At 68.2% G+C, this 26,655-nt stretch carries 20 protein-coding genes; 16 read left to right on the forward strand and 4 right to left on the reverse strand.

What is annotated here, in order from left to right; all coding sequences use genetic code 11:
- Window positions 1-23 precede the first annotated feature (23 nt).
- The 3 genes from FIU83_RS06690 to lipB all read left to right on the forward strand — a co-directional run bounded on the left by FIU83_RS06690 (window position 24) and on the right by lipB (window position 2,371).
- Entirely contained in the window at window positions 24-1,223 is a 1,200-nt protein-coding gene (locus tag FIU83_RS06690) for a D-alanyl-D-alanine carboxypeptidase family protein (RefSeq protein WP_152483331.1), read from the forward strand.
- Window positions 1,224-1,394: 171 nt separating this feature from the next.
- Window positions 1,395-1,706 carry a YbeD family protein gene (locus tag FIU83_RS06695; protein ID WP_152483332.1) on the forward strand — a complete coding sequence of 104 codons (312 nt, stop codon included), beginning with the start codon at window positions 1,395-1,397 and terminating at the stop codon, window positions 1,704-1,706.
- Window positions 1,706-2,371: a lipoyl(octanoyl) transferase LipB gene (lipB, locus tag FIU83_RS06700; RefSeq protein ID WP_152483333.1), complete on the forward strand. Its 666-nt coding sequence runs from the start codon at window positions 1,706-1,708 to the stop codon at window positions 2,369-2,371. The genes FIU83_RS06695 and lipB overlap by 1 nt, the downstream gene beginning before the upstream one ends.
- Before the next feature lie 98 nt (window positions 2,372-2,469).
- On the opposite strand, the gene lipA is transcribed toward lipB, so the two are convergent.
- Together lipA and FIU83_RS06710 are read right to left on the reverse strand one after the other, a co-directional pair.
- Window positions 2,470-3,522 (reverse strand): lipoyl synthase, encoded by a 1,053-nt coding sequence (gene lipA, locus FIU83_RS06705; protein ID WP_152483334.1) that lies wholly within the window; start codon window positions 3,520-3,522, stop codon window positions 2,470-2,472.
- A gap of 198 nt (window positions 3,523-3,720) precedes the next feature.
- The gene (locus FIU83_RS06710; protein ID WP_152483335.1) at window positions 3,721-4,707 is read right to left on the reverse strand and encodes a LysR family transcriptional regulator; all 987 of its coding nucleotides are present in this window, start codon (window positions 4,705-4,707) and stop codon (window positions 3,721-3,723) included.
- Window positions 4,708-4,972: 265 nt separating this feature from the next.
- On the opposite strand from FIU83_RS06710, the gene FIU83_RS06715 reads away from it, so the two are divergent.
- The 9 genes from FIU83_RS06715 (at window position 4,973) to FIU83_RS06755 (ending at window position 16,325) form a co-directional block, all read left to right on the forward strand.
- Window positions 4,973-7,567 (forward strand): DUF3141 domain-containing protein, encoded by a 2,595-nt coding sequence (locus tag FIU83_RS06715; RefSeq protein ID WP_152483336.1) that lies wholly within the window; start codon window positions 4,973-4,975, stop codon window positions 7,565-7,567.
- 283 nt (window positions 7,568-7,850) lie between these two features.
- Window positions 7,851-10,487, forward strand: coding sequence for a type I DNA topoisomerase (topA, locus tag FIU83_RS06720; RefSeq protein ID WP_152483337.1), 2,637 nt, complete (start codon window positions 7,851-7,853; stop codon window positions 10,485-10,487).
- On the forward strand, window positions 10,484-10,945 hold the full coding sequence (locus FIU83_RS06725; protein ID WP_152483338.1) for a DUF6586 family protein: 462 nt from the start codon (window positions 10,484-10,486) through the stop codon (window positions 10,943-10,945). The genes topA and FIU83_RS06725 overlap by 4 nt, the downstream gene beginning before the upstream one ends.
- A complete protein-coding gene (locus FIU83_RS06730) occupies window positions 10,939-11,439 on the forward strand; it encodes an NYN domain-containing protein (RefSeq protein ID WP_152483339.1) in 501 nt (166 codons plus the stop codon). The genes FIU83_RS06725 and FIU83_RS06730 overlap by 7 nt, the downstream gene beginning before the upstream one ends.
- A 223-nt stretch (window positions 11,440-11,662) precedes the next feature.
- Complete coding sequence (locus FIU83_RS06735; protein WP_152483340.1) at window positions 11,663-13,255, forward strand: ABC-F family ATPase; 1,593 nt, start codon at window positions 11,663-11,665, stop codon at window positions 13,253-13,255.
- A 149-nt stretch (window positions 13,256-13,404) separates the two neighbouring features.
- Complete coding sequence (locus FIU83_RS06740; protein ID WP_152483341.1) at window positions 13,405-13,869, forward strand: 2-hydroxyacyl-CoA dehydratase; 465 nt, start codon at window positions 13,405-13,407, stop codon at window positions 13,867-13,869.
- 17 nt (window positions 13,870-13,886) lie between these two features.
- A complete protein-coding gene (locus FIU83_RS06745) occupies window positions 13,887-15,140 on the forward strand; it encodes a GspE/PulE family protein (RefSeq protein WP_152483342.1) in 1,254 nt (417 codons plus the stop codon).
- A 120-nt stretch (window positions 15,141-15,260) separates the two neighbouring features.
- Window positions 15,261-15,872, forward strand: coding sequence for a murein L,D-transpeptidase family protein (locus tag FIU83_RS06750; RefSeq protein ID WP_152483343.1), 612 nt, complete (start codon window positions 15,261-15,263; stop codon window positions 15,870-15,872).
- A gap of 189 nt (window positions 15,873-16,061) precedes the next feature.
- Window positions 16,062-16,325 (forward strand): Lpp/OprI family alanine-zipper lipoprotein, encoded by a 264-nt coding sequence (locus tag FIU83_RS06755; RefSeq protein ID WP_152483344.1) that lies wholly within the window; start codon window positions 16,062-16,064, stop codon window positions 16,323-16,325.
- Window positions 16,326-16,611: 286 nt separating this feature from the next.
- Here FIU83_RS06755 and FIU83_RS06760 read toward each other — a convergent pair whose 3' ends face one another.
- Together FIU83_RS06760 and mfd are read right to left on the reverse strand one after the other, a co-directional pair.
- Complete coding sequence (locus FIU83_RS06760) at window positions 16,612-17,658, reverse strand: L,D-transpeptidase family protein (protein WP_152483345.1); 1,047 nt, start codon at window positions 17,656-17,658, stop codon at window positions 16,612-16,614.
- A gap of 145 nt (window positions 17,659-17,803) precedes the next feature.
- Window positions 17,804-21,253, reverse strand: coding sequence for a transcription-repair coupling factor (mfd, locus tag FIU83_RS06765; protein ID WP_152483346.1), 3,450 nt, complete (start codon window positions 21,251-21,253; stop codon window positions 17,804-17,806).
- 202 nt (window positions 21,254-21,455) lie between these two features.
- Between mfd and FIU83_RS06770 the strand changes: the two genes are divergently transcribed.
- From FIU83_RS06770 to FIU83_RS06785, 4 genes are all read left to right on the forward strand, one after another.
- A complete protein-coding gene (locus tag FIU83_RS06770) occupies window positions 21,456-22,919 on the forward strand; it encodes a glyceraldehyde-3-phosphate dehydrogenase (RefSeq protein WP_152483347.1) in 1,464 nt (487 codons plus the stop codon).
- 339 nt (window positions 22,920-23,258) lie between these two features.
- Window positions 23,259-24,608: a Na(+)-translocating NADH-quinone reductase subunit A gene (locus FIU83_RS06775; RefSeq protein ID WP_152483348.1), complete on the forward strand. Its 1,350-nt coding sequence runs from the start codon at window positions 23,259-23,261 to the stop codon at window positions 24,606-24,608.
- The gene (locus FIU83_RS06780) at window positions 24,608-25,834 is read left to right on the forward strand and encodes an NADH:ubiquinone reductase (Na(+)-transporting) subunit B (protein WP_152483349.1); all 1,227 of its coding nucleotides are present in this window, start codon (window positions 24,608-24,610) and stop codon (window positions 25,832-25,834) included. The genes FIU83_RS06775 and FIU83_RS06780 overlap by 1 nt, the downstream gene beginning before the upstream one ends.
- Window positions 25,834-26,655, forward strand: a complete 822-nt coding sequence (locus FIU83_RS06785; protein ID WP_152483350.1) for a Na(+)-translocating NADH-quinone reductase subunit C — start codon at window positions 25,834-25,836, stop codon at window positions 26,653-26,655. Before FIU83_RS06780 ends, FIU83_RS06785 begins: the two co-directional genes overlap by 1 nt.

The following is a 26,655-nucleotide window of genomic DNA, read 5'->3' on the forward strand; positions in this document are numbered from 1 at the left end:
TGCACCCGATGAGAACCCTTGCCATGAGATTCACCCCCTTCCTTCGCGGCCGGCTGCTGCCGGCGCTGCTGGTCAGCCTGCTGCTGGTCGCGTCACAGGCCGTTGCCCAGTCGATCCCCCAGCCGCAGACCATGATCCCCTCGCCGCCGCAGCTGGCGGCCAGCTCATGGATCCTGATGGATGCCGACAGCGGCCGGGTGCTGGCCGAGCACAACTCCCGCGAGCGCCTGCCCCCGGCCAGCCTGACCAAGCTGATGACCGCCTACCTGGTGGAGCGTGAGCTCAACCAGGGCAACATCAGCCCGGACGGGCTGGTGCCGATCAGCGAGAAGGCCTGGCGCACCGGCGGCTCGAAGATGTTCATCGAGGTCGGCGAGCAGGTGCCGGTCAGCGAGCTGTTGCACGGCATCGTCATCGTCTCCGGCAACGACGCCAGCGTGGCCATGGCCGAGTACCTGGCCGGCGGCGAGCGCCCCTTCGCCGACCTGATGAACCAGCACGCGACGCGCCTGGGCATGCATGACACCAATTTCGTCAATCCCACCGGCCTGCCCGACGAGAACCACTACTCCTCGGCCCATGACCTGGCACTGCTCTCCCAGCACATCATCAACGACTATCCGGAGCACTACCGGATGTACCGCCAGAAGGAGTTCACCTACGGCGGCATCGAGCAGCCCAACCGCAACCGCCTGCTGTGGCGTGACGCCAGCGTCGACGGCCTGAAGACCGGCTGGACCGAGGAGGCGGGCTACTGCCTGGTCGCCTCCGCCGAGCGTGACGAGATGCGGCTCATCTCGGTGGTGATGGGCACGGCCTCCGACGAGGCGCGGGCCCAGGAGTCCCAGAAGCTCTTGAGCTACGGCTTCCGCTACTACGAGACCCTGAACCTCTATGACGCCGGCGCCGTGCTCAACACGCCGCGGATCTGGGGAGGCGACAAGAACGAGCTGCGCGTCGGCGTGGACAGCAGTGTGGTCATGACCGTGCCGCGGGCGCGCGACGAGGAGCTCACCGCCAAGCTCGACATCCAGGCCGACCTGACCGCGCCGATCGCCGCCGGTGATCGGGTGGGTACCATGGAGGTGCGCCAGGGCGAGGAGCTGGTCGGCGAGCGGCCGCTGGTGGCCCTGGAGAGCATCGAGGAGGGTGGTTTCTTCAAGCGCCTGATCGATCAGGTGCAGCGCTTCTTCACCAACCTGACCCGCGGCTGGTTCGACTGAGCGGGCGGGCGAGGGTCGCCCGCCACGAGCATGCCGCGGCAAGCGACCACGGGCCGGCCCCTCGGGCCGGCCCGTGGCGTATCCGGCCCCTGGCGGCGACGCCGGCTGGCCGGTTGGTCGGCGCCGCCGCCTTGCGTAGAATAGGGGCATACCCTCCATCCGGACGCGATCATGAGCGACAATTCCCTGCGCGACCTTCGCAAGCCCGCGCCCCAGGCGGGCGACACGCCCCCGAAGATCAGCTTTCCCTGCGACTACCCCATCAAGATCGTCGGCGATGCCGCCGATGACTTCGCGGCGACGGTCTGCCAGATCGTCGTTCGCCACGACCCGCACTTCGACGCCGAGGGCATCCAGGTGGTGCCGAGCCGCAACGGCCGCTTCCTCTCGGTGCGTCTGACCATGCGGGCCACCGGCGAGGTGCAGCTCAAGGCGCTGTTCGGCGAGCTCAAGGCCACCGGCCGCGTGCACATGGTGGTGTGATGGTGCCCGACAGCACGGCGCCGATCGCGCTGCACCGCCTGGGCCGACGGCCCTACGGTCCCGTCTGGCAGGCCATGCGTACCCTGACCGACGAGCGCGATGCCGAGACGCCGGACCAGTTCTGGCTGGTCGAGCACGACCCGGTGTTCACCCAGGGGCAGGCCGGCAAGCCCGAGCACCTGCTGATGCCGGGCGACATCCCGGTGGTGGCCACCGACCGCGGCGGCCAGGTGACCTATCACGGCCCCGGCCAGGTGGTGCTCTATCCGCTGCTCGACGTGCGCCGCGCCCGCCTGGGCGTGCGCGAGCTGGTCACCGCCCTGGAGCAGGCGGTGATCGCGCTGCTGGCCGCGCACGGCGTGACGGCCCACGCCCGGCCCGATGCCCCCGGCGTCTACGTGGGCGAAGCCAAGATCGCCTCCCTGGGCCTCAGGATCCGCCGCGGGGCGAGCTTCCACGGGGTGGCGCTCAACGTCGACGGTGATCTCTCGCCCTTCGCGCGGATCAACCCCTGCGGCTATGCCGGCATGGCCATGACGCGGCTGGCCGACTGGGTCGACGACTGTCCCGGTGTCGAGGCGGTCGGCGAGCGCCTGGCCGAGTGCCTGGCGCGCGAGCTCGGCCGCGAACTCGCCGAAGGTCACGAGCAGCCTGCCATCGCCTAGGCTCGCCTCGGCGCGGCGGTCGCCCGCCGCTGCCACCCAAACCACAGGGGCCCCACCGCCGCGGCGGTGGGGCCCCTGTGTGTCGGGCGCGTCGAGGCTCAGCCGACGTTGACGGCGTCGATGCGGTTGGGGTCCGGCGCCTGGCCCGGCACCTCGGCGGGGGCGGCCAGGCCGAGGTTGTTCTTCTCGAATACGCGATCGGCCCGGTAGCTGGAGCGCACCAGCGGGCCGGACGGCACCTCCATGAAGCCCTTCGCGAGGCCCAGCACGCGGTAGCGGTCGAACTCCTCCGGCGTGACCCAGCGCTCCACCGGGAGATGGTTGCGGGTGGGACGCAGGTATTGGCCCAGGGTGACGATGTCGACGCCGATCTCGCGCAGGTCGTCGAAGGTCGCCAGTATCTCCTCGTCGGTTTCACCCAGCCCCAGCATCAGGCTGGTCTTGGTGATCACCTCGGGGCGGTGGCGCTTGGCGTGGGCCAGCACGTCGAGGGTCTTGCGGTAGCCGGCGCGGGGATCGCGCACCCGCGCGGTGAGCCGCTCGACGGTCTCGACGTTCTGGGCGAAGACCTCGAGGCCGGAGTCGACCACTCGCTCGATCGCCACGGGTTCGGCGTCGAAGTCCGGCGTCAGCGCCTCGACGACCACCTCGGGGGTGCGCGCCTTGATGGCGCGGATGCAGTCGGCATAGTGGCTCGCCCCGCCGTCGGGCAGGTCGTCCCGGTCCACGGAGGTGAGCACGATGTAGCGCAGCCCCATCAGCTCCACGGAGCGCGCGGTGTTCTCCGGCTCCTCGGCGTCCAGCCAGCCCTTGGGGTTGCCGGTGTCCACGGCGCAGAAGCGGCAGGCGCGGGTGCACACCGAGCCCATCAGCATGATGGTCGCCGTGCCGTTGCTCCAGCATTCGCCCTGGTTGGGGCAGTGGGACTCGGCGCACACGGTGCTCAGCCGGTGGGTGGACACGTTCTTCTTGACCGCCTCGAAGCGCTCGCCGCCGGGAATCTGGGCGCGCAGCCAGCTCGGCTTGCGGCCGCTGACGCCGCCTTCCTCGACCTCGCGACGCACCTTCATGCCGTCCTTGATGGCGGCCGTGCCATGGTCGTTGCGATACTTTTCGCCGCTGGAGATGCGTGGGGAGGGGGTGTCGCTCATAGCTGTGAGCCTCTCTGCTCGCCGGCTGTCTGGCCGGAGCGGCGCTCGGGGCGCGTCGACCGGCGTTTCCCGTCAGCCTGGCACGTCGAATGGTACGGGGATTCAAGCCCCATAACCTACCATAGCCGTCACCTTTCTGGACAGCGGGAGGCGCCGGGAAGGCGTCGGCGGGTCAGGGGCGTAGTCGAGCGTGTGGGCTCAGTAGACGCTCATCGGCAGGCAGTCGACGCTATGGCTCGGCAGCGGGGTGGGGGGCGCGGCGAAATGCTCGTGGAGCTCGGCGAGGTGTTCGCGCACGAAACGCAGGAACAGCTCGGTGACCGGGGTCGGGAAGTGGTCGCGGGGATGCACCGTGCACCAGGCGTGGCGCAGCGGGAAGCCGGGCAGGGCCAGTGGCACGAGAAGTCCCGCCTCGATCTCCAGGCGCACGGCGAGACGGGGCAGCACGGCCACCCCCAGCTGCGCCATGACCCCCTGCTTGACCGCCTCGTTGGACCCCAGCTCGATGGCATGGGGAAGCCAGACGTCCTGCTCGGCCGCCTGCTCCTCGAAGGCGCTGCGCACCCCGGAGCCGGGCTCGCGCATCAGCACGTAGTGGCGCGCGAAGTCCTCCAGGGTAGGGTGTCCGGCCTCGAGCAGCGGATGTCCCGGCCAGACCACGGGGATCAGCTCGCTCTCGAGGATTGGCATGAAGGTCAGTTCGTCGCCCTCGGGGACGCGGGCCATGATCACCAGGTCGTCGCGCCGCTCGGCGAGGCGCTCCAGCGCCTGGCGTCGGCTGCAGACGCGCAGGCGCACCACGATATCGGGGTAGTGGGCGCGGAAGCGGGCCAGCAGGTGCGGCACCACGTATTGGGCGGTGGAGACCGCGGCGAGGTTGAGCTCGCCATTGAGCGTGCCGGCCATGTCGGAGAGGGTCATCTGCAGGCGCGAGACCTGCCCGAAGATCGAGCGGGTCGAGGCGGCCAGCGCATCGGCAGCGGGCAGCAGGTGCAGGGTGCGACCGGCATACTTGAAGAGCGGCTGGCCCAGGGCCTGCTCGAGCTGGCGGATCTGGGCGCTCACGGCGGGCTGGGTCAGCCCCAGCGCCTCGGCCGCGCGGGAGTAGGAGTGCTGGTCATAGACGGCACGGAACACCTGCAGCTGGCGAAAGGTCAGGCGGTTGAGCAGCTTGGGGGTGGTCATGAGGGTCTGTCCGCCGGCGCCATGCCGTGGGTCGCTTTAGTCGAGCGATATGCTAGCACCGCTCGCGCACCGCCGACCATCGGTAGCCGCGTCGCGGCCTGCATGGCCGGCCACGGGACCCGCGCCGGGGGAGGCGCTGGCTCCTTGGCCGCCACACGCCCCTCGCAGGCACTCGTTTCATGCGCTATATTGCGATGCAGCAAAGCCCGTTTTTCTGCATCGGTGCCGCGCGCCTGGCGCGCCTAGAGCCACCTTGGAGCTGATAATGACCCCCCTGATACCGACTCCCGCAGCCGAGGCGCTGCCCTTCCTGGATCCGTTCGGTTTCGGACGTGCGGCCTGCGACTACTGGCGCGACACCCTGGAGCGCAGCGTGCTGTTCATGGACGTCATGCGCCGGCGGGGCAACCAGTACCTCGAGCATATCGAGAAGACCAAGCCCAACGTGCTCGGCTTCGAGGCCGAGGTGCTGATGGATGGCCGCAAGCTGCCGCGTCCGGTCAACTACGAGCTGCTGCGCATCCTGCCGCCCCCGGGGGTGGAGACCGACCTGCAGATGCGCCCCTTCGTGGTGGTCGATCCCCGCGCCGGCCACGGCCCGGGCATCGGCGGCTTCAAGCCCGACAGCGAGATCGGCGTCGCCCTGCGCGCCGGGCATCCCTGCTACTTCATCGGCTTTCTGCCCTATCCGGTCCCGGGGCAGACCGTCGAGGACGTGGTCGAGGCCGAGGTCGCCTTCCTGCGCCACGTCATCGAGCGCCATCCCGAGACCTCCGAGAAGCCCATGGTGGTCGGCAACTGCCAGGCCGGCTGGCAGATCATGATGGCCGCAGCCCTGGAGCCCGAGCTGTTCGGGCCGCTGCTGATCGCGGGCTCGCCGCTCTCCTACTGGGCCGGCGAGCGGGGTGGGGCGCCGATGCGCTACACCGGCGGCCTGACCGGCGGCAGCTGGATGACCTCTCTGTTCAGCGACCTGGGGGCCGGGCTCTTCGACGGCGCCTGGCTGGTGCAGAACTTCGAGCGTCTGAACCCGGCCAATACCTGGTGGACCAAGCAGTACCGGCTCTACTCCCAGGTCGATACCGAGGCCGACCGCTACCTGGAGTTCGAGCGCTGGTGGGGCGGCCACGTGGTGCTGGGTGGCGACGAGATCCAGTACATCGTCGACAACCTCTTCATCGGCAATCGCCTCTCCACCGCCCAGCTGGTGACCTCCGACGGGCGCCGCATCGATCTGCGCAACGTGCGCTCGCCGGTGGTGGTGTTCTGCTCCCGCGGCGATGACATCACGCCGCCGCCCCAGGCGCTGGGCTGGGTGCGCGACCTCTACGAGGGGGTCGAGGACGTGATCGCCAACGAGCAGACCATCGTCTACTGCGTGCACGACACCACCGGTCACCTGGGGATCTTCGTGTCCGGCAGCGTGTCACGCAAGGAGCACGCCGAGTTCACCGCGAACATGGACTATATCGACGTCCTGCCGCCCGGCCTCTACGAGACGACGGTCTCGGCCGCCGCCGAGCGCGAGGATGCCGAGCTGATCGAGCGGGACTACCTGCTCGAGTTCACGCCGCGCACCATCGAGGAGCTCGACCGCGAGGTCCAGCACCGCCCCGAGGACGACACCCGCTTCGCCGCCGTGTCGCGGATCTCCGAGATCAACCTCGGCCTCTACCGCACCTTCGTGCAGCCCTGGGTGCAGGCGATGGCCACGCCGGAGTCGGCCAAGTGGATGCGGCGCATGCACCCCAACCGCCTGGGCTATCGGCTGCTCTCCGACCGCAATCCGCTGATGACCGCCGTGCCGGTGCTGGCCGAGCGGGTGCGTGACGATCGCCATCCGGTGCACGAGGACAACGTCTTCCGGGCCGTGGAAGGCATCCTCTCCGATCAGGTCACACGCGGCCTGAACGCCTGGCGTGACCTGCGCGACAGCGCCAGCGAGCGCTTCTTCCTGGACCTCTACGGCCAGCCGATCCTGCAGGCCATGGTGGGACTGGGCGGGGATGCCCACGTGCACCGTCGTCGTCCGGGGGCCGAACCGGAACACCGTCGCTTCATCGAGCGTCGCCGGGACGAGGTGCATCGCGCGATTACCGACGGCGGCAGCCACGAGGCGGTCATGCGCTCGGTGATCCACGTGCTGGGCGGCGCCCCGGCCACCGATGAGCGCAACTTCAAGCGGCTGCGCGCCTCCCGCGCCGAGCTCGAGCCGGGGTCGGAGCTGGCCGACTTCAAGCATCTGGTGCGCGAGCAGTTCTTCACCCTCCAGCAGGATCACGAGGCGGCCCTCGAGGCGATCCCGACCCTGCTCAAGGGGCAGACGGCCGCCGAGATCGACGCCCACCTCGCGCATATCGAGCATGTGCTGGCCGCCAGCGGCGAGCTGAGCGAGCACGCGGCCGAGCGTTTCGAGCGCATCAAGGCGCTGTTCCACCAGGCCATCGATCACGCCCCCGAGCAGGAGCAGGAGGCGCGCCGCGATGCGGAGGCGAGCGTCATCCGCGAGGCCGAGGCCGGCGGGCTCGCCCGGCGTGAGATGGAGAGCCTGATGGAGGCGCTGCCCGTGACCGAGGCGCCTCGGGCCGATGCGGTGTCCCCGGCGCAGCATGCGGCTGTTCAGGACGCTGAGGCACAGGGTGTCGAGTCGGAAATCGTCGCGTCTCAGGATGTCGAGGCCGCAGAGCCGGCCGCTGCGCCCGCATCGGCCTCTCAGGCCGCCGAGGCAACTTCGGCCGCCGAGGCAACTTCGGGTGCCGACGCGTCGACCCCTTCGACCGCCAAGGCTGGCGTCAAGCGCAAGCCGGGAAGCCGCGCCACGCCGCGCCGGCGCTCGCCACGCAACACCGGCAAGAAGTGATCGCGGTGACCTGAACGGTCACGCCGGCAAGGGCCTCTATGCCGGTATCACGACCCCCACGCCCCCGCCCTCGGCGGGGGCGTCGTCGTTGAAGACGACGGCGTTCTCGGCTTGTCGTCTCATGACTCGGCGGTCTAGGTTCAAGAAGCCGCCCGCCGGGGGGCGACTGGCGTGAAGCCGGTGGCTGGGGTAGGGTAAGCGCATTTTTCACCCGTCGCAGACGACGGGTCGATACCGTCTGGCGCGAGCCGTCACGCTGGCGCCATCAGCACAGTGGAGCACTATGGGCAAGTCACTGGTCATCGTCGAGTCGCCGGCCAAGGCGAAGACGATCAACAAGTATCTCGGCAACGACTTCATCGTAAAGTCGAGCGTGGGGCACATCCGTGACCTGCCGACCAGCGGCTCGGGCAAGACGGCGACGGACCCCAAGGAGCGCGCTCGACAGGCGGCCGCTACCCGCAAGATGTCGCCGGAGGAGAAGGCGGAACATCGCAAGCGCAAGGCCCATGATCAGCTGATCCGGCGCATGGGCATCGATCCCAAGCACGGCTGGGCGGCGCACTACGAGATCCTGCCGGGCAAGGAGAAGGTGGTGGCCGAGCTGCAGAAGCTCGCCGAGAAGGCCGACGCGGTCTATCTCGCCACCGATCTGGACCGCGAGGGGGAGGCCATCGCCTGGCACCTGCGCGAGACCATCGGCGGTGACGAGAGCCGCTACCGGCGCGTGGTCTTCAACGAGATCACCAAGAACGCCATCCAGGAGGCCTTCGAGGATCCCGGCCAGCTCAATATCCCGCGGGTCGAGGCCCAGCAGGCGCGTCGCTTCCTCGACCGGGTGGTGGGCTTCATGCTCTCGCCGCTCTTGTGGGCCAAGATCGCGCGCGGCCTCTCCGCCGGGCGGGTACAGTCGGTCGCGACGCGGCTGATCGCCGAGCGCGAGCGCGAGATCCACGCCTTCATCCCCGAGGAGTTCTGGGACGTTCACGCCGACCTGCGACCGGGGGGCGAGGACGCGATGCCGGTGCGTTTCGAGCTGGTGCGCCAGGACGGCAAGGCCTTCCGGCCCGCCTCCGAGGCCGAGACCCTCGAGCGCATCTCGCCCCTGCGCGAGGCGAGCCTCGCGATCACCGCGCGGGAAGACAAGCCGACCCGCTCCAAGCCCAACGCGCCCTTCATCACCTCGACGCTGCAGCAGGCCGCCAGCGGCCGGCTGGGCTTCTCGGTGAAGAAGACCATGACGCTCGCCCAGCGCCTCTACGAGGCCGGCTACATCACCTACATGCGGACCGACTCCACCAACCTCTCCCGGGACGCGGTGGACGGCGTGCGTGAGTTTATCGGCGAAGAGTACGGCGCGCGCTATCTGCCCGAGGCGCCCAACCGCTACTCCAGCAAGGAGGGCGCCCAGGAGGCCCACGAGGCGATCCGTCCCTCCGAGGTCACCCGTCGTGCCACCGACCTCGCCGGCATGGAACGCGACGCCGAGCGCCTCTATGAGCTGATCTGGCGCCAGTTCGTGGCCTGCCAGATGACCCCCGCCGAGTACCTCTCCAGTACCCTGACCGTGGAGGTCGACGGCTTCGAGCTCAAGGCCAAGGGCCGGGTGCTGAAGTTCGACGGCTATACCCGGGTGATGAAGCCCATGGGGCGCAAGGACGAGGACCAGTCCCTGCCGGACCTCGCCGAGGGTACCCCCATGACCCTCGAGCGCCTCGATCCCCAGCAGCACTTCACCAAGCCGCCGGCCCGCTACACCGAGGCCAGCCTGGTCAAGGAGCTGGAGAAGAAGGGCATCGGTCGACCCTCGACCTACGCCGCCATCATCTCCACCATCCAGGACCGCGGCTACGTCAAGCTGGAGAACCGGCGCTTCTATGCCGAGAAGCTCGGCGACATCGTCACCGAGCGGCTCAAGGAGTCGTTCCCTGACCTGATGGACTACTCCTTTACCGCCCGCATGGAGGACAGCCTCGACGAGGTGGCCGAGGGCGAGCGCAACTGGCAGGAGCTGCTCGATGCCTTCTATGCCGAGTTCCAGAAGGAGCTCGCCGTGGCCGAGAGCGAGGAGGGGATGCGTCCCAATCAGCCGGTGCCGACCGACATCGACTGCCCGAGCTGCGGGCGCAAGATGCAGATCCGCACCGCCTCCACCGGCGTCTTCCTGGGCTGCTCCGGGTACAACCTGCCGCCCAAGGAGCGCTGCAAGACCACCATCGACCTGCTGCCCGGCGACGAGGCGGTGGCGGCCGATGCCGGCGAGGATGCCGAGACCGACGCGCTGCGCGCCAAGCACCGCTGTCCCAAGTGCGGCACCGCCATGGACAGCTACCTGATCGACGAGACGCGCAAGCTGCATATCTGCGGCAACAGCCCGGACTGCGACGGCTACGAGATCGAGCAGGGCAAGTTCCGCATCAAGGGCTACGAAGGCCCGACCATCGAGTGCGACAAGTGCGGCAGCGAGATGCAGCTCAAGTCGGGGCGCTTCGGCAAGTACTTCGGCTGCACCAGCGACAGCTGCAAGAACACCCGCAAGCTGCTCAGAAGCGGCGAGGTGGCGCCGCCCAAGATGGATCCCATCCCCATGCCGGAGCTCGCCTGCCAGAAGGTCGAGGATCACTACGTGCTGCGCGACGGGGCCAGCGGCCTCTTCCTGGCGGCCAGCAAGTTCCCCAAGAACCGCGAGACCCGTCCGCCGCTGGTCGCCGAGCTCAAGGCCCACGCCGAGGAGCTGCCCGAGAAGTACCGCTACCTGCTGGACGCCCCCGACGCGGATCCGGACGGCCGTCCGGCGCAGATCCGCTTCTCGCGCAAGGCGAAGGAGCAGTTCGTGATGACCGACGAGGGCGGCAAGGCCACCGGCTGGAAGGCCACCTTCGAGGGCGGCAAGTGGCACGTGGAGGACAAGCGCAAGTGACCCCGAGAGCCCGCACCAACCAGCTGCTCTACCAGGCCGAGCTGCTGCTCGCGCTGCCCGCCGGCGACGACGAGCACGCCACGGCGCGCCGCATGGCCGCGGAGGAGGGGGGCTTGGCGCTGCTCGAGCTGGCGCTGGAGTCGCTGCTGCGCGAGGTCACCGAGCATGCCCACCTCGGGCGCCACGACTGGCGCGAGCTGCTCGGCCCCGAAGGGGCCGGCATCGCCGAGCTGCATCGCCTGCGCGAGTTGGCCGCCCGCCCCGATAGCTGGCTCTCCCGGCTGCTCGCCCGCCTCGAGGCGCTGCACGGCACCGACGGCGTCGCCCGGCGCCGGTCTGGCAACCCGGGGCTGATCGCCGTGGGCGGCGGGGCGTCTCTCTCCGAGGAGCTCGCCGAGTGCGTGGGCGAGGCCAAGCGCGAGCTCGCCGCGCTGCGCGAGACCAGCGAGGAGTGGTAGCGGCGTCCGGCGACGCCGTCAGGGAGCGCGTCGCGCTGCTGGTCGACGTGCAGAACGTCTACTACACCGTGCGCCAGGCCTTCGGTCGTCACTTCGACTACCACGCCTTCTGGCGCCGCTTCGCCGCCGGCCGCGAGGTGGTCGTGGCCAACGCCTACGCCATCGATCGCGGCGACCCCAGGCAGCGCCAGTTCCAGGCGATCCTGCGCGGCATCGGCTTCTCGGTGCATCTCAAGCCCTTCATCCAGCGCCGCGACGGCTCCGCCAAGGGCGACTGGGACGTCGGCATCGCCCTGGACGCCATGGAGGCGGCGCCGCACGTCGACCGACTGGTACTGGTCTCCGGCGACGGCGACTTCGACCTGCTGGTCGAGCGGCTGCGCGAGCGCCACGGCGTGACGGTGGAGGTGGTCGGCGTCGAGCGCCTCACGGCCGAGTCGCTGATCCGCGCGGCCACCCGCTTCGTGCCCATCGAGGGCGACCTGCTGCTCTAAGTGGAAGGCCATTTGGAACGGATCATTGAGAGGAAGCCGGGGGCAGGCCGGAGAAGAGGTCCTACGCCATGGATGGCGTCGGAAGCGCCCAGGGAAGGGTTCACAGCGCCTCTTCGGAGGCCTGCCGACGGATCCTGGAGTAATCCCCAAGAGGGTCAGGATGTGAGCGGCGGCGATTAACGGGTACAATCGCGCCCCCTTCACGCACTGACTGGACGCTTCATTGATCTCCACCGCCAATATCACCATGCAGTTCGGCGCCCGGCCGCTCTTCGAGAATGTCTCCGTCAAGTTCGGCAACGGCAACCGCTACGGCCTGATCGGCGCCAACGGCTGCGGCAAGTCCACCTTCATGAAGATCCTCGGCGGGGATCTGGAACCGTCCTCGGGCCAGGTGATGGTCGAATCCGGCGCCCGGCTCGGCAAGCTGCGCCAGGACCAGTTCGCCTTCGAGGACGAGCGGGTCATCGACACCGTCATCATGGGCAACGACGAGCTGTGGCAGGTCGCCGCCGAGCGTGAACGTATCTACGCGCTGCCGGAGATGAGCGAGGCCGATGGCATGGCCGTGGCCGACCTCGAGGTGCGCTTCGCCGAACTCGACGGCTATACCGCCGAGGCACGGGCCGGGGAGCTGCTGCTCGGCCTGGGCATCCCCCTGCACCAGCACGCGGGGCCCATGAGCGAAATCGCCCCGGGCTGGAAGCTGCGCGTGCTGCTCGCCCAGGCGCTGTTCGCCGACCCCGACGTGCTGCTGCTCGACGAGCCCACCAACCACCTGGACATCAACACGATCCGCTGGCTGGAGGGCATGCTGACCGCCCGGGACAGCACCATGATCATCATCTCCCACGACCGCCACTTCCTGAACAGCGTCTGCACCCACATGGCGGACCTGGACTACGGCGAGATCACGCTGTTCCCCGGCAACTACGACGACTATATGACCGCCGCCACGGCGGCCCGTGAGCGCCAGCATGCCGACAACGCCAAGAAGAAGGCGCAGATCGCCGAGCTGCAGGCCTTCGTCAGCCGCTTCTCGGCCAACGCCTCCAAGGCCAAGCAGGCCACCTCCCGGGCGCGGCAGATCGACAAGATCAAGCTCGAGGAGATCAAGCCCTCCAGCCGGGTCAGCCCCTTCATCCGCTTCGAGCAGGGCAAGAAGATCCACCGCAACGCGGTCAACGTCGAGGCGATCACCAAGGGCTTCGAGGCCGATGCGCCGCTCTTCGAGCGCCTCTCGATGACCGTGGAGGCCGGCGAGCGCATCGCCATCATCGGACCCAACGGCATCGGCAAGACCACCCTGCTCAGGACCCTGGCCGGCGAGCTTCACCCGGACGCCGGCGCGGTGCGCTGGACCGACAGCGCCGAGGTCGGCGTCTTCGCCCAGGACCATGCCGACGATTTCGCCAACGACGCCACCCTGTTCGAGTGGATGGGGCAGTGGACCACCGGCGGCGAGCAGGAGGTGCGCGGGGCCCTGGGGCGGATGCTCTTCTCCAGCGACGACATCGGCAAGTCGGTCAAGGTGATCTCCGGCGGCGAACAGGGACGCATGCTGTTCGGCAAGCTGGCCCTGACCAAGCCCAACGTGCTGCTGATGGACGAGCCGACCAACCACCTCGACATGGAGTCCATCGAGGCGCTCAACCTGGCGCTCGAGAACTACCCGGGCACGCTGATCTTCGTCAGCCACGACCGCGAGTTCGTCTCGTCGCTGGCCACCCGCATCCTCGACATGAGCGGCGACGGAATCACCGACTTCAGCGGCAGCTACGACGACTACCTGCGCAGCCAGGGCCTCTACGGCTGATCCGGCGGCCCGGCGCCCCGGCGTGACGCCGCTCGCCAACGCCGCGAGCGTATATCGGATGATCTGCATCAAGCGTAATGCCGACGGCTTGGCTAGGCTGAAGGCAGGATCATTCGCCCGCGTCGGGGCATCACCGGGAGGAGCGACTCATGCGCTTTCATCAGGTCAAGGAGCTGGTCGCCTGGGCGGCCGACTATCACCGCGGGCTTGCCGAGCGCTACGCGCGGCTGGCAGGCGGTGACGTCAGTGATCGGGTCCGCATGGCCCTGGACTATCTGGCCGAGCATGAGCGCAAGATGCAGACCGAGCTCATGCGCTATCTCGAGGAGGGTGGGGACCACCGCAAGGTCCTCGAGACCTGGTTCGATGACCCGGCCGACTTTCCCCATGCGCCCGCCCTCGATCGCCTTCCCGAGCGGATGGGCTGCGACAGCGTCCAGGACGTGCTGGCCACCGCCCTGACCATGCATCGCACCCTGCAGGACCTCTATGCTCACCGCACGGCGCAGGCCTCGATCGAGGCGGAGCGTGAGTTCTTCGCTGCGCTGGCCAGTGGCCACGAGGCCGAGGTGCGCCGCCTGGCCCGCGACATGCAGCGGCTCGAGGACTACTGACGACAAGGAGACGTCCAATGGGTAGCGAAGAAGCATCGTGGCGGGCAGCCCTGCTGCCCCGCCTGCAGGACCGTCAGGCGTCCGAGGGGCATGACGTCGAAAGCGAGGCGCTGGCGGCCCACCTGCTGATCGAGGATGCCATCCGGGCCCGGGCCAGCGATATTCATCTCGACCCTGCCGTGGATCACTGGCAGGTTCGCCTGCGTATCGACGGCCGGGTTGTCGACGCCCTGGTCCTCGAGTGGGGCGAGGGCGTGGCGCTGGTCAACCAGCTCAAGGTGCTGGCCGGCCTCGACCCGGTGCCGTCCCGGGTGGCCAGTGAGGGCAGCCTGAACTGGTCTGGCGAGGATGAGGCGCACCGCCCGACCTTCCTCAGGATCACGGCGGTGAACTGCGTCGCCGGCGAGAAACTGGCCGTGCGTTTCCTGGCGCCGCCGCGGGCCTTCCACGACCCCCTCGCCCTGGGCGTCGGGAAGCAGGGCGCACGGGGCATTCGGCACTGGATGGATGCCACCGGCGGCATGCTGCTGGTGGCGGGGCCCACTGGCGCCGGCAAGACCACCACGCTCTACACCCTGCTCCACCAGCTGCGGCTCGGTGACAGCCACGTGGTGACCCTCGAGGATCCGGTGGAGTACGCCATCCCCGGGATCAACCAGATCCAGGTGGATGTCGAGAACGGCCTCGATTTCGCCACCGGTACGCGCTCCCTGCTGCGTCTTGACCCCGACTACGTGCTGATCGGCGAGGTCCGGGATCCCGAGTCCGCGGCCGCCGCGGTCAGCGTGGCCGGCAGCGGCCGCTCGCTGATGGGGACCCTGCACAGCCGAGATGCCGTGGGTGTTGTCTCTGCATTGCGACAGCTGGGATTAGTCGATGCCGAGATCAGTGCCACCCTGGGCCTGGTGATCGCCCAGCGGCTGGTGCGTCGGCTCTGCGAGCACTGTCGAGAGCGACGCTCGACCGAGTCCCAGGACGTCGAATGGCTTGAGGCGGTGGGGCTCCCGGTGCCGCAGGAGGCCTGGTATCCCGTCGGCTGCGAGCGCTGTGACGGCCTGGGCTACCGGGAGCGTACGGGGGTGTTCGAGATCTGGCAGCCGACGCCCCAGGATCATGCCCTGCTGCTCCGGCACGCCGATGACGCCGTCTTGCGACGCGCCCTGCGCGAGCGGGGCGAGACGCTGATGCTCGCCGATGGGCTGGAGAAAGCGGCGGACGGCATCACCAGCCTGCGTGAGATCTATCGCATGGGGGCGATCCTGCCCGCCTGAGCGTCCCCGCTGGCCCTGACCGCTCGCGCCTCGCCGGCCGCGCCTGACAGGGTCGACGCAATGCGGTATAACATCGGCCCAGGTCTGCGCTTCATTTCACCACCTCCAGAGACGGTCCCGATGAATCATCTCTCTCGCCGCCGCTTCGGCCAGCTGGCGCTGGGCTCCCCCCTGCTGCTGCTCGGCACGCCCGCGTCCGCCAGCCTCATGGATGACCTGCTCTCCCGGGCGGTCGAGCCTCGCCACGGTGGCGAGCGCTGGGTGCTGGTCGACGACGCCGAGACGAGTCTCGAGGTCCTCCAGGGTAACCGAGTGCTGGAACGCTTTCCGTCGGTGGCGCTGGGGCGTGGCGGCGCCAGGCCCCAGCGTCGACAGGGCGATCGGGCCACGCCGCTGGGCGAGTTCCGGGTCAATCGCTTCAACCATCGCAGCAAGTTCCATATCTTCATCGGCCTGGACTATCCCACCCCGACCCATGCGCGCATGGCCCTGGAATCCGGGGTCTACTCGCAGCAGGACTATGACGACTACTTCTCCTATTACCGCCGTCACGGCTATCCGCCCCAGGACACGGCGCTCGGTGGTTTTATCGGGATTCACGGCCTGGGAGAGGGCGATCCCGACATTCACCGGCGCTTTCACTGGACCGATGGCTGCGTCGCGGTGACGGACCCGGAGGTGGAACGCCTGTCGTCGCTGATCGACATTGGCACGCGCGTCGTGATCCGCTAGTCTTTACATGCGCAAGGGGCGTTCCAAGCTAAGGATAAGCGCCGTGACGTCGTCCAAGACGTACTCTAGATCAGCGTTTGACTCCCCATGCTTCGCAGCCGAACTCGCTGCAAGAAGTCCTGCACCTGCAGGAAGCCTGATTTCCAGGCAACATCAACGCAGTACCAAGGAAGACTCAAGGAGAACACCATGACTCTGAAGACTACCCTGAAGCTGACCGCCGCTGCCGCTTCTCTGGCCGTTCTGGCTGGTTGTGCCTCCACTGGCGCCCTGGAAGAAGTCCGCATGACCGCCGAGTCTGCCCAGGCTGACGCTGCAGAAGCTCGCAGCATCGCCACCCAGGCGCAGAACACCGCCAACCAGGCGCAACGCGACGCTCAGGCGGCGCTGGAGATGTCTCAGCAGAACCGTGAAGAGATGAACCGCATGTTTGAGCGTTCCATGCGCAAGTGATCGTTCTCCACCGCCCGGTCGGGCGGTAGTGGAACCATCGGTCAGAGGCCTCGCCATGTTGGCGAGGCCTCTGTCGTTGGTGCGTGCTGCTTGATGACGGCGGCCGTCTGCCGTTTCCGCGAGAGCGACCGGCGCCCCGCCTCGACGCCGCTTCGCAAGGCGGGAGGCGGCGACCGCCGGGTCACGCGGGGCGCCCGGCGGCGCCAGGGCGATCCAGGGACCGCTCCCGCCGCTGACAGGTGGCCCTGAGGCCTTGCGGGAGCGAATGGATCGGATCGGCAGGGGATCAGCTTTCCTCGGCCGAAACGGTGCGGTCGGTATCGGCGGCGATCAGCTTCAGGCGGTCCCACAGGGTTTCAGGGGCGGGTTCCGGAGCGCTGACTTCCAGGGGCGTGGGCATGCCGCGGGGAACCTCGACGACCTCGCGCAGCCGGGCATAGTCCACCGGGTAGTCGAGACCGCTGATGGCGGTATCGACCTCGGAGAGCGCCTCGGTGATGCGCTGGATGGAGGTGCCATCCTCCTCGTCGAGATAAGGGTAGGCCTGAACGTGCAGCACGCCGTCGGCCCAGCCCAGCTTCAGGGTCTCGTTGATCAGCTTGACCTGGGTGCCGATGGGCAGGCGCGGGAAGAGCGCCTCGATGTCCTCCGGCAGCATGCGGATGCAGCCGTGGGTGACCCGCATGCCCACGCCTTCGGGGCGGTTGGTGCCGTGGATCAGGTAGCCGGGGATGCCCAGGCGCATCTTGCGGGTGCCCATCGGGTTGTCGGGGCCCGGTGGCACCACGCTGGGCAGGGGGTCGCCGGCTTCCGCATGCTCGCGCCGGATCGACGCGGGCGGGTACCAGGACGGATTCTTGACCTTCTCGGTGATGCGGGTCTCGCCCAGCGGTGTCTTCCAGTCCATGCGACCCACGGCGATGGGGTAGGTCTCGACCCGGGGCGTCTCGCCCTCCTCGGTGGGCGGGTAGTAGTAGAGGCGCATCTCGGCCACGTTGACCACGACGCCCTCGCGGGGGCCTTCGGGGAGGATGAAGCGCCCCGGGATCACCACCTCGGTGCCCTCGAACGGGGCCCAGATGCTGATGTCGGGATTGGCGCGCACCATCTCCTCGTAGCCGATGCCGTGCTCGTGACCGATGTCGATCAGCGTGTCCTCGGGTTCGGTGACGACGGTGTAGACCTCGCCGACGAGATCGCCCTCCTCGGGTAAGGGATAGTGGCCGCGCGGCCAGTCGTCGGTGTCGGCCTGCAGGGGGGCGCTCAGGGCGGCGAAGAGCCCCAGTGCGGTGGCGAAGCGGGCGGAGCGCCCGAGCGGGGAGTAGTGCGTCATCGAGTCATGTCTCGTGGTTACCGGTCATCGGGGGCTGCGATGGGCCCGTCCTGGGCGTCGACCCTATAGTATCGCCCGACGCGACCGGTTTCTGCCAGATGGAGCGGGTGGATCGCCATCGGCGCATCCACCCGCGGTGCGTCGCTCAGGCCGCCTCGGCCTTGCGGTTGAGGGTCTCGAGGAGCCGCTCCACCGCCGCGAAGCGCGCTTCCTCCTGCGCCATGTCCGCCTCGAAGCGCAGGGTGTCGGCGCCGTCGAGGCGGTAGTGATCGGGCGCCTGCTGGATCAGCTGGACCAGCACCAGCGGGTCGACCGCCGTCTGGGCGGAGAAGATCACTCGACCCTTCTCCGGGCCCGCCTCCAGGCGGGCGATGCCCAGGCGCTCGGCGCGCTGGCGCAGCCGCGTCTGACGCAGCAGGGTCTTGACCGGCGCCGGCAGCAGGCCGAAGCGATCGGTCATCTCCACCTGCAGCTCCTTGAGCTCCGCCTCGTCGGCGGCGCTGGCGATGCGCTTGTACATCACCAGGCGCTGCTGCACATCGTGGAGGTAGTCGTCGGGGATCAGCGCCGGCAGGTTGAGACTGACCTCGACGCCCTGGTCGAGCGGGGCCTCGATGTTAGGCGTCTTGCCCTCGCGGATCGCCTTCACCGCGCGGTCAAGCATCTGCATGTAGAGGCCGTAGCCGACGGCCTCCATCTGGCCGCTCTGCTCCTCGCCGAGCAGCTCGCCGGCGCCGCGAATCTCCATGTCGTGGCTGGCCAGGGTGAAGCCGGCACCCAGGTCCTCGGCGCCGGCGATCGCCTCCAGGCGCTTGACGGCATCCTTGCTCATGACCCGCGGCGGCGGGGCGAGCAGGTAGGCATAGGCCTGGTGGTGGCTGCGGCCGACGCGACCGCGCAGCTGGTGGAGCTGGGCCAGGCCGAACTTGTCCGCGCGCTCGATGACGATGGTGTTGGCGCTGGGCACGTCGATGCCGGTCTCGATGATGGTCGAGCACACCAGCACATTGAAGCGCTTGTGGTAGAAATCGGACATGATCCGCTCCAGCGAGCGCTCGGGCAGCTGGCCGTGGGCGACGCCGACCCGCGCCTCGGGCACCAGCTCGCGGACCCGCTCCGCGGCGGTCTCGATGGTCTTGACCTCGTTGTGCAGGAAGTAGACCTGGCCACCGCGCAGGATCTCGCGCAGGACCGCTTCCTTGATGACCGCCTCGTCGCGCTGCTGGACGAAGGTCTTGACCGAGAGGCGTCGAGCCGGCGGGGTGGCGATGATCGAGAGGTCGCGGATGCCGCTCATGGCCATGTTCAGCGTCCTCGGGATCGGCGTGGCCGTCATGGTCAGGATGTCCACCTCGGCGCGCAGGCTCTTCAGGCGCTCCTTCTGGGCCACCCCGAAGCGGTGTTCCTCATCGATGATCAACAGCCCCATCCTGGGCAGCCGGGTGCTCTTGGAAAGCAGCTTGTGGGTGCCGATGACGATGTCGGCCTGGCCCTCCTCGATGCGCTTCATGGCGTCGGCCTGCCCCTTGCCGGCGGTGAAGCGCGAGATCAGCTCGATGTTCACCGCGGTGTCGGCGAACCGGTCGCGGAAGTTCTCGAAGTGCTGGCGGGCGAGCAGGGTGGTGGGCACCAGCACCACCACCTGGCGCCCGGCGTGCACCGACAGGAAGGCGGCGCGCATGGCAACCTCGGTCTTGCCGAAGCCGACGTCGCCGCAGACCACCCGGTCCATGGGGCGCGGGGCGGTCAGGTCGCCGATCACGGCCTGGATGGCGGCGCGCTGGTCCGGGGTCTCCTCGAAGGGGAAGCTGGCGGCGAAGCGGGCGTACTCCTCGTCGGGCGCTGGACAGGCGACGCCCTCCCGCGCCTCGCGGCGGGCATAGATGTCGAGCAGCTCGGCGGCGGTGTCGCGAATCTTCTCGGCGGCGCGGCGGCGCGCCTTCTCCCACTGGTCGGAGCCCAGCCGATGCAGCGGGGCGAGCTCGTCGTCGGCCCCGGCGTAGCGCGAGATCAGGTGCAGGCTGTCCACCGGCACGTAGAGCCGCGCGCCCTCGGCGTACTCCAGGGTCACGAACTCGGCGGCCTGACCGCCGGCCTCCAGGGTCTCGAGGCCCTTGTAGCGGCCCACGCCGTGGGCCTGGTGAACGACCGGCGCGCCCGGGCGCAGCTCCGAGAGATGCCGGATCGCCAGCTCGCCGTCGTCGGTGGCCCGCTCGCGACGCCGGCTCTGGCGCACCACCTCGCCGAAGAGCTCGGTCTCGCTGATGACCGCGAGGTCGGGGTCGGTCAGCCACAGGCCGGCGTCGATCTCGCCCTCGGTGATGGCCAGGCGCGCCTCGCTCGCGAGGAAGGCGGCGAAGTCGTCGACATGGGGCAGGGCGAGGCCCAGCGGCGCCAGGGTCTCCTCCAGGGCCTCGCGCCGGCCGCGGGACTCGGCGACGAACAGCACCCGGGTGGCGGGGTGGTCGTCGAGGAAGGTCGAGAGGGCCGCCAGCGGCTGCCTGGCCCGGGCGTTGACCGTCACCGTGGGCGGGGCCTGGCTGGCCGGGGTCACGGCGTGGCGGTGCTCGGTCTCCTCGGTCAGCGCCACGCGGGGATGGCGCTTGATGCCCGAGAAGACCTCGGCCACCGGCACGAAGGCCCGGTGGGGCGGCAGCAGCGGACGCGTCGGGTCGACGCCGAGGTTCTCGAAGCGGCTCTCGATGGCGGCCCAGTGGTGCTCGGCCGCGTCGAAGACGCCGGGCAGCATGGCCACCCGGGTGCCCTCGGCAAGATGCTCGAACAGGGTGGCCGTCTCGTCGAAGAAGAGCGGCAGGTACTGCTCGAGGCCGGGGGAGGGGATCCCCTTGAGGGCGTCCACATAGAGGGGGCACTGGCGCGGGTCGACGTCGAACAGCGTCTCGAACCCCTCGCGGAAGCAGGCGATGGCCGAGCGCGACAGCGAGTACTCGTGCGCCGGCAGCAGCTCGACCCGGTCGACCCGGTCGGCGCTGCGCTGGGTGTCGGGATCGAAGTGACGCAGGGTGTCGATCTCGTCATCGAACAGGTCGATGCGCAGCGGCGACTCGGCGCCCATGGGGAAGAGGTCGATCAGCGCGCCGCGCAGGGCGTACTCGCCGGGCTCGAAGACCGTCTCCACCGCGCGATAGCCGGCGCGCGACAGGGCGTGGCGGAAGCCCTCGCGATCGAGCGTCTCTCCCGTCGCCAGGGTCATCACTCGCCCGGCGATGTAGTCCACCGGCGGCAGTCGCTGCATCAGGGTGTTGATGGCCACCAGCACGATGCCGTGCTCGCCGTCCTGCAGGCGGCGCAGGGTGCGAAGCCTCGAGGAGACGATGTCCTGATGCGGCGAGAAGCTGTCGTAGGGCAGGGTCTCCCAGTCGGGGAAGGGCATCACCGGCAGCCGGCCGTAGAAGCCCAGGTCGCTTTCCAGGCGCTGGGCCGAGGCGGTGTCCGGGGTGATCACCAGCAGCGGCGCGTCCTCGGCGAGGTGGGCCAGGGACAGGGCGGTCGCGCTGCCGGGCGGCGTCTGCCAGTAGAGGGTGTCGCGCAGCCCCTGGGGGCGTGGCGGGTCGAGCGGCGAGAAATTCGACATGCGATTCGGTTACCCAACCGTGTTCGTGAGCAGTGTGTAGATGGGCCTCATCATACCAGCCCCGGCGTGGCGCTGTAGTCGAGGGCGAGTTTCTGTAAAACCCCTACAGCGACTGCGACCATCCTGCGATTGCCCCCGGACGCATCGCCCCGGATAATGCCATTCACTTATCCTCACTATTCTCACCCAGGAGAGGCCACCCGTGAGCCAGCAGTCCCCCGATACCGTCTTCCAGGAATGGCACGACAACCAGGCGATCGCCGAGCAGATGATCCCGATGATCGGCAGCCTCTATCGCCACAACAATGTGGTCGTGACCATGTTCGGGCGGTCGCTGTTCAACCGTAGCGTGATCCGCATCCTCAAGGACCATCGCTTCGTGCGTAAGGTCGAGGGGACCGAGCTCTCCGTGCAGGACACCTTCCCCCTGGTCAAGGCCATGATGGAGCTGAACCTGGGGCCGGCGCATGTCGATGTGGGCAAGCTGGGTGTGGCCTTCAAGCAGCGCGGCGGCAGCGACGCCGAGGCCTTCCTGCGCGACGAGCTCAGCGAGATCGTCGATGCCCACGACCCGGATGCCGGCAATGGCGAGCCCAAGGACGTGGTGCTCTACGGCTTTGGCCGCATCGGCCGCATCCTCGCCCGCGTGCTGGTCGAGAAGGCCGGCGGCGGCAACCTGCTTCGCCTGCGCGCCATCGTGGTGCGTGGCCGCGGCGACATCGCCAAGGATCTCGAGAAACGGGCTAGCCTCCTGCGCCGCGATTCGGTCCACGGCCCGTTCAACGGCACCATCAGCGTCGACGTCGAGTCGCGCACCCTGATCGCCAACGGCAACGCCATCAAGGTGATCTACGCCGACTCGCCGGCCGAGATCGACTATACCGCCTATGGCATCGACAACGCCGTGGTGGTCGACAACACCGGCATCTGGCGCGATGCCGACGGCCTGGGTCAGCACCTGGCCTGCCAGGGCGTGGCCAAGGCGCTGCTGACCGCCCCGGGCAAGGGCGACGTCAAGAACATCGTCTACGGCATCAACCACCAGGACATCCTCGACGAGGATCGCATCATCTCGGCGGCCTCCTGCACCACCAACGCCATCGTGCCGGTGCTCAAGGTGCTCAACGACGAGTTCGGCGTCGAGCATGGTCATGTGGAGACCGTCCACTCCTACACCAACGACCAGAACCTGATCGACAACTACCACAAGGGCGATCGTCGCGGTCGCAGCGCCCCCCTCAACATGGTGCTCACCGAGACCGGTGCCGCCAAGGCGGTGGCCAAGGCGCTTCCGGAGTTCGAGGGCAAGCTGACTGGCAACGCCATCCGCGTGCCGACCCCCAACGTCTCCATGGCGATCCTCAACCTGCGCCTGGACAGGGAAACCGACGCCGAGACGCTGAACAACTTCCTGCGTCGCATGTCCCTGGAGTCGCCCTACCAGAAGCAGATCGACTTCGTCGACTCGCCGGAGGTGGTGTCCACCGACTTCGTCGGTAACCGCCATGCCGGCATCGTCGATGCCAAGGCGACCATCGCCAACGGCAAGAACGCCGTCCTCTACGTCTGGTACGACAACGAGTTCGGCTACAGCTGCCAGGTGATTCGCATCCTGCAGCAGGTCTCCAACGTGCACTTCCTCAAGCTGCCCCGCGCCCAGGCCTGAGGCCTGGCGGCTGCCCTCCTCGAGGGGCCGGCAGCCGCCCGCGGTCAGGCGTGACACGCCCGTGAACCCCCGCCGGAGCCTGGCTCCCGCGGGGGTTTTGCGTGGCGCCCGCGGCAGGGCACGGCAAGGCCTGCGACATCGTTACCCCTTGCAGGACGGCGCGCCTTGCGACCTAAGGGCAGGTGGTCATCCCTGACGCTTGTCTTTATAATGCGGTGGATTTTTCGGGGTGGTTCGAGCGAGCCTCGGGCCTGTCTGGTAACGTACTGAAAACAGAAGAATTCGAATCCATTCGAACCCCCTTTCTTCATCTATCCGATCCATCAACTGGGCGAGACTATGATCGAAGTCAAGAAAGGCCTGGATCTCCCCATCGCGGGGACACCGGAGGCGCGTATCGAGGACGCGCGTCCGGTGCGCCATGTGGCCGTCCTGGGCACCGACTACGTCGGCATGAAGCCGACCATGGAGGTCCGTGAGGGAGACAGGGTCAAGCTTGGCCAGCTTCTCTTCACCGACAAGAAAATCGATGGCGTACGCTTCACGGCCCCGGCGGCCGGCGAGGTCGTCGCCATCAACCGCGGCGAGAAGCGCAAGCTGCTGTCAGTGGTGATCAAGGTCGATGAGTCCGAGGAGGCGGTCGAGTTCACCGCCCACGGCCGCGACAAGCTGGAGAGCCTGGAGCGTCAGACCGTCGTCGACCAGCTGGTCGAGTCGGGGCTGTGGACGGCGCTGCGCACGCGTCCCTTCTCGCGCACGCCGGCCATCGACAGCACGCCGACCGATATCTTCGTGACGGCCATCGATACCCATCCGCTGGCCGCCGATCCTGCCGTGATCATCAACGAGCAGGCCGAGGCCTTCGAGGATGGCCTGAAGGTGCTGACCCACCTCACCGAGGGGCAGGTCTACCTCTGCACGGCTCCCGAGGCGCGCGTGCCGGGCGGTGACCTCAAGGGCGTCCAGCAGGAGACCTTCTCCGGTCCGCATCCGGCGGGCCTGGTGGGCACGCACATCCACCATCTCTCGCCCGTTGCCCTGCACAAGCGCGTCTGGCACCTCGGCTATCAGGATGTCATCGCCTTCGGCAAGCTGTTCGCCGAGGGCAAGCTCGACGTCAACCGCGTGATCGCCGTGGGCGGCCCGCGCGCCGAGAATCCGCGCCTGCTGCGCACCCGACTCGGGGCCAGCACCGAGGAACTGCTCGACGGTGAAGTCGTCGAACCCACTGGAACCCGTGTGATTTCCGGTTCGGTGTTTTCAGGATTCACCGCCGAGGGGAGCCTGTGCTACCTGGGGCGCTTCCACCATCAGATCAGCCTGCTCGAGGAAGGCAACAAGCGCGTCTTCATGGGCTGGCTGTCGCCCGGCGCCAACCGCCACTCGGTGCTCGGCATCTACCTCTCGAAGTTCAAGGGGCTCAGCAACTATGCCCCGACCACCTCGACCAATGGCTCCGAGCGCGCCATGGTGCCGGTGGGCGCCTACGAGAAGGTGATGCCGCTGGATATCCTGCCCACCCAGCTGCTGCGGACGCTGATCGTCGGCGATATCGAGACGGGAATGTCACTGGGCTGCCTGGAGCTGGATGAAGAGGACCTCGCGCTGTGCACCTATGTGTGCCCCGGCAAGTACGAGTACGGTCCCATCCTGCGTGACAATCTCACCATGATCGAGAAAGAGGCCTGATGATGGCTATCCGACAGACACTCGATAATCTCGAGCCGCACTTCCACAAGGGTGGCAAGTACGAGAAGTTCTACCCTCTCTACGAGGCGGTGGACACCATCTTCTACACGCCGCCCAGCGTGGCCAAGACCACGGCCCACGTGCGCGACGGGATCGACCTGAAGCGCATCATGATCACCGTCTGGATGTGTACCTTCCCGGCGATGTTCTTCGGCATGTGGAACGCCGGCTGGCAGGCCAACCTGGCCATCGCCGAGGGTTTCGGTGCCCCGACCGGGCTGCGCGAGGCCATCGTCACCACGCTGACCGCCGGGCATGACCCGAGCAGCCTGTGGGCCAACTTGGTGCTCGGCGCCACCTACTTCCTGCCGATCTACCTGGTGACTTTCGTGGTCGGCGGCTTCTGGGAGGTGCTGTTTGCCATCAAGCGTGGTCACGAGGTCAACGAGGGCTTCTTCGTCACCTCCGTGCTCTTCGCCCTGATCCTGCCGGCCACCATCCCGCTGTGGCAGGTGGCGCTCGGCATCACCTTCGGCGTGGTGATCGGCAAGGAGATCTTCGGCGGCACCGGCAAGAACTTCCTCAACCCGGCGCTGACCGGTCGTGCCTTCCTTTACTTCGCCTATCCGGCGCAGATCTCCGGTGACGCGGTGTGGGTCGCGGCCGACGGCTACACCGGCGCCACGGCGCTCTCCCTGGCGTTCCAGGATGGCATGGCGGCTCTTTCCGACAAGTTCAGCTGGTCGGACGCCTTCCTCGGCTTCGTGCCCGGTTCGGTGGGTGAGGTCTCGACCCTGGCCATCTTCATCGGCGCCGCGGTGCTGCTGTGGACCCGGATCGCCTCCTGGCGGATCATGCTCGGCGTCTTCCTGGGCATGGTGGCGACCAGCACGCTGTTCAACCTGATCGGCTCCGACACCAACACGATGTTCGCCATGCCCTGGTATTGGCACCTGGTGGTTGGCGGCTTCGCCTTCGGCATGGTCTTCATGGCCACCGACCCGGTCTCCGCCGCGATGACCAACCAGGGTCGCCTGCTGTTCGGTGCCCTCATCGGCGTCATGACCGTGCTGATTCGCGTCGTCAACCCGGCGTTTCCCGAAGGCATCATGCTGGCGATCCTGTTCGCCAACCTGTTCGCCCCGCTGATCGACCACTTCTTTGTTCAGGCCAACATCAAGCGCCGCCAGCAGCGCACCGGTGTGCCGGCCGAGGAGACTGCCTGATGGCACAGAGCAACAACTCCATCAAGAAGATCCTGACGGTGGCGTTCGCACTTTGTATCGTGTGTTCGATCATCGTCTCTACCGCTGCCGTCGCGCTGCGCTCCAAGCAGCAGCTCAACCAGGAGCTCGACCGCAAGTCGAACATCCTGGCCGTGGCCGACCTCTATGAGCCGGGCATGGACGTCGAGGACGCCTACAGCGAGCAGATCACGCCGCGCGTGGTCAACTTGGAGAGCGGTGAGTACTCCGACGAGTTCGACCCTCAGAGCTATGACAGCTTCCAGGCGGCCAAGGACCCGGCCCAGTCCCGCACGCTCTCCGGCGAGAAGGACATCGCCGGCCTGTCGCGGCTGGAAAAGTACAGCACCGTCTATCTGGTGGGCGACCCGGATGATCCCCAGCAGCTGATCCTGCCGGTCCGCGGCCAGGGGCTGTGGGGTCTGATGCGCGGCTACCTCTCCGTGCAGGGCGACGGCAACACCATCAACGGCATTACCTTCTACTCTCACTCCGAGACCCCCGGTCTGGGCGGCGAGGTGGACAACCCGCGCTGGAAGGCCCAGTGGGAAGGCAAGGAGATCTTTGCCGAAGATGACAGCGTGCAGCCGGACATTCAGCTCGTGAAGGGCGGTGCCCGCGGCGAGACCGAAGTCGACGCGCTCTCCGGTGCCACGCTGACCAGCAAGGGGGTCACCAACCTCCTGCAGTTCTGGCTCAGCCCGCAGGGGTTCGGCGAATACCTGGCGAGGTTCCGCGAGGACATCTCGCGCTCCGAAGCCCAGGCGCTGGCCACCGCGTCCGACGATACCGAAGGAGCTTGA

This window comes from Halomonas sp. THAF5a (assembly GCF_009363755.1).
Taxonomy (GTDB): domain Bacteria; phylum Pseudomonadota; class Gammaproteobacteria; order Pseudomonadales; family Halomonadaceae; genus Halomonas.

Coding starts and splice junctions, on each gene's coding strand:
- FIU83_RS06690 (WP_152483331.1), top strand. CDS start 24: ATGAGATTCACCCCCTTCCTTCGCGGCCGGCTGCTGCCGGCGCTGCTG.
- FIU83_RS06695 (WP_152483332.1), top strand. CDS start 1,395: ATGAGCGACAATTCCCTGCGCGACCTTCGCAAGCCCGCGCCCCAGGCG.
- lipB (WP_152483333.1), top strand. CDS start 1,706: ATGGTGCCCGACAGCACGGCGCCGATCGCGCTGCACCGCCTGGGCCGA.
- lipA (WP_152483334.1), bottom strand. CDS start 3,522: ATGAGCGACACCCCCTCCCCACGCATCTCCAGCGGCGAAAAGTATCGC.
- FIU83_RS06710 (WP_152483335.1), bottom strand. CDS start 4,707: ATGACCACCCCCAAGCTGCTCAACCGCCTGACCTTTCGCCAGCTGCAG.
- FIU83_RS06715 (WP_152483336.1), top strand. CDS start 4,973: ATGACCCCCCTGATACCGACTCCCGCAGCCGAGGCGCTGCCCTTCCTG.
- topA (WP_152483337.1), top strand. CDS start 7,851: ATGGGCAAGTCACTGGTCATCGTCGAGTCGCCGGCCAAGGCGAAGACG.
- FIU83_RS06740 (WP_152483341.1), top strand. CDS start 13,405: ATGCGCTTTCATCAGGTCAAGGAGCTGGTCGCCTGGGCGGCCGACTAT.
- FIU83_RS06745 (WP_152483342.1), top strand. CDS start 13,887: ATGGGTAGCGAAGAAGCATCGTGGCGGGCAGCCCTGCTGCCCCGCCTG.
- FIU83_RS06750 (WP_152483343.1), top strand. CDS start 15,261: ATGAATCATCTCTCTCGCCGCCGCTTCGGCCAGCTGGCGCTGGGCTCC.
- FIU83_RS06755 (WP_152483344.1), top strand. CDS start 16,062: ATGACTCTGAAGACTACCCTGAAGCTGACCGCCGCTGCCGCTTCTCTG.
- FIU83_RS06760 (WP_152483345.1), bottom strand. CDS start 17,658: ATGACGCACTACTCCCCGCTCGGGCGCTCCGCCCGCTTCGCCACCGCA.
- mfd (WP_152483346.1), bottom strand. CDS start 21,253: ATGTCGAATTTCTCGCCGCTCGACCCGCCACGCCCCCAGGGGCTGCGC.
- FIU83_RS06775 (WP_152483348.1), top strand. CDS start 23,259: ATGATCGAAGTCAAGAAAGGCCTGGATCTCCCCATCGCGGGGACACCG.
- FIU83_RS06780 (WP_152483349.1), top strand. CDS start 24,608: ATGATGGCTATCCGACAGACACTCGATAATCTCGAGCCGCACTTCCAC.
- FIU83_RS06785 (WP_152483350.1), top strand. CDS start 25,834: ATGGCACAGAGCAACAACTCCATCAAGAAGATCCTGACGGTGGCGTTC.